This window comes from Mycobacterium sp. 1245801.1, assembly GCF_001673055.1.
Lineage (GTDB): Bacteria > Actinomycetota > Actinomycetes > Mycobacteriales > Mycobacteriaceae > Mycobacterium > Mycobacterium europaeum_A.
On record NZ_LZKY01000379.1, the window covers coordinates 1 to 2,169 of the forward strand.

5 protein-coding genes are annotated in these 2,169 nt (G+C 61.5%); 2 read left to right on the forward strand and 3 right to left on the reverse strand.

Annotation, left to right across the window (positions count from 1 at the left end; translation table 11 throughout):
* Together A5622_RS24365 and A5622_RS24370 are read left to right on the forward strand one after the other, a co-directional pair.
* On the forward strand, positions 1-497 hold a 497-nt coding region (locus A5622_RS24365; protein WP_232002997.1), incomplete at its 5' end, for a hypothetical protein.
* A gap of 6 nt (positions 498-503) precedes the next feature.
* Complete coding sequence (locus A5622_RS24370) at positions 504-1,277, forward strand: hypothetical protein (protein ID WP_156752999.1); 774 nt, start codon at positions 504-506, stop codon at positions 1,275-1,277.
* A gap of 335 nt (positions 1,278-1,612) precedes the next feature.
* Here the strand turns inward: A5622_RS24370 and A5622_RS24375 are convergent, their stop codons facing one another.
* The 3 genes from A5622_RS24375 to A5622_RS29385 are packed head-to-tail and all read right to left on the reverse strand — an operon-like array spanning position 1,613 to position 2,143.
* On the reverse strand, positions 1,613-1,822 hold the full coding sequence (locus A5622_RS24375; RefSeq protein ID WP_066881739.1) for a hypothetical protein: 210 nt from the start codon (positions 1,820-1,822) through the stop codon (positions 1,613-1,615).
* A 38-nt stretch (positions 1,823-1,860) separates the two neighbouring features.
* On the reverse strand, positions 1,861-1,986 hold the full coding sequence (locus tag A5622_RS30555; RefSeq protein WP_255361668.1) for a hypothetical protein: 126 nt from the start codon (positions 1,984-1,986) through the stop codon (positions 1,861-1,863).
* 19 nt (positions 1,987-2,005) lie between these two features.
* Complete coding sequence (locus A5622_RS29385) at positions 2,006-2,143, reverse strand: hypothetical protein (RefSeq protein WP_156752811.1); 138 nt, start codon at positions 2,141-2,143, stop codon at positions 2,006-2,008.
* Positions 2,144-2,169: the final 26 nt, after the last annotated feature.

The window sequence follows — 2,169 nt, forward strand, 5'->3', positions numbered from 1 at the left end:
AAAGCGTCCGCCGACACGAGAGAAAAGGGTTGGACACAATGCCTACCAATGACAGGCACGGCGATCTCACCTTGCCTGAATTGATCCGGTCACTCAAGGGTGACCGGACATACAAGGATCTGGAAGCCGCGTCCGGCGGCACGATCAAAGCGCAACGCTGGAACCAATTCGCCAACGGCGAACGCCTCAACGAGTTCCCGGAGCCGCGGACCCTCGAAGCCATGGCAGACACGCTGCCCTGCGACATCGAGGTCGTCATCCTGGCATGTGCCCGCAGCGTAGGAATCGACGTCCACCGCCGCCAATCCCGGTTCGTGGACATGCTGCCGCCCAGCGTCGACGAGCTGTCCGAACGGTCCAAGTCGGCGCTGCTGAACATGGCCCGCACCCTGTCCGACGCCGAACAGGGAAGCTATGAATCAGATAAGCGAACCTTGGATGAAGTTAAGAAGAAGCCGAAACCGCGCCCCAGGAAGGGCATTCCGCCACTATCTTGACGCGGTATGTCAATTGATCACGGCATCCTCGCCGCACTCATAGCCCTAGCAGCAGGGTTATGGGTGCGGCGAACCACCTGGTTCTACAAGTGGGAAAGTGCCGCCACCGTTAACCTCGCCGGCATCCTGGTCGGTCTCGTCTGCATGATGCCTTTCGCTACGCCGACGTTCGATTGTTTGCACCGCGTCACCGGGGTTTGGAACCTTGAGGACATGGTCGGCCACATCGCATCCCTGACCGGGATCACCGTGTTCGCGTACGTCACGCTCAACCGCCTTGAGTTGACGAACGCGGCCCAGTGGCGGCACTGGCGGCTCGAGCTGCCCGCCACGTTCGTGCTGCCCACCCTGGTCGGCCTGTTCGTGCCGGGATCGCCCGACCGCCACGTGCGCGACTTGTTCACCGAGCCGCCGAACGCCTGGCTCGCCGCCTACTGGGTGGTGCTGTCCGGGGCGGCGTTGTGGGTGCTCGGGCATCTGCTGTGGGCGTTGGCAATCATTGCGCGCTACGACGCCGATTCGTCGACCATGGCGAAAATCTATCTCGCTGCGGTGTCGGTGAACTGCTGGGCTGTCGTCGCGAAGCTACTGTCGATGGCCCTGCCGGGTTTGGGGTTGGAAACCGCCGCTTGGGTATTGATCTGCGTGTCCACGGTGGGGTATGTGTTGGCCGCGATGTACGGGATGCGGCAGATTAAGCGGTGGTTGGCGTGGCCGCCGCCGCCGCCGAAGCAGAAGCAGTGGGTGCCGCCGGCGCCCCCGGATGGGGCTGTGGCCTGAGCCGAGAACGAACTCTTATGTCACCTTCGCGCGTTCCTGGCGCACCGGGCAGTCGATGTCGTGACCGCTGGTGCACCACACAAGCGGGTGCCCGTGACAGTTGGCGCAATAGCAATTGCACACGGTTTCTCCTTGCCGATAACTTGGGGGATTTACGTCAATCGGATGTACTCGGCTAGGTCGTCGACAACCTCCCGAGCGCGTGCCATATCATCGGGCCAGATTGGGGCGCCCGGGTTGGCGAGCAATAGCAGCTTTATGGCGATCGTGTCGCGCAGGTCAAACGTGCGGATGTCGCAGCGAAGTCGGTTGGTCGCTCATCTGATCTCCTTACGTCAACCGGCGCGGTGTTCAAGGACTTCAGATAGCGGCACCAGCCCCTGTCCTCGTGCGTGCTTGATGCACACCGGCCAGAACCCCTCGTCGTCCATTGCCACGGCATACGCCGCCTCGTCGCACGGCTCAGAGTTGCCCTTGCGGGACACCTCGGCTGCGCATTGGCCTGGGTACTTGTCGATAAAGTGCCAGGGATTGAATTCCGCCATCGTTTCTCCTTGCCGTTAACTTGGGGGATTTACGTCAACTACTCGTCGGCGGCCGTGTCGTCCAGAAACCAGTTGATGTCGGACGTTGACGGCTTGGTGATTCCCTCGTCGCTCATAAACTCGACGAATTGTCTGAGCAGTTCAAACGCTGCAGCTCTGTTCATCGCTGATAATTCCTATCCCTTACGTTAGGTCGGGTTCGCTGCCGACGTACTCGTCGGTGATCGCGTTCCAGTGGCGCAGCACGCCGTCACCGTCGCGGGTGACGTAGGTCCCGGTGCTGGCGAGCTGGTCGATGATCTCGCGTCGCGGTTCGTCCACCGTTTCTCCTTGCCGTTAACTTGGGG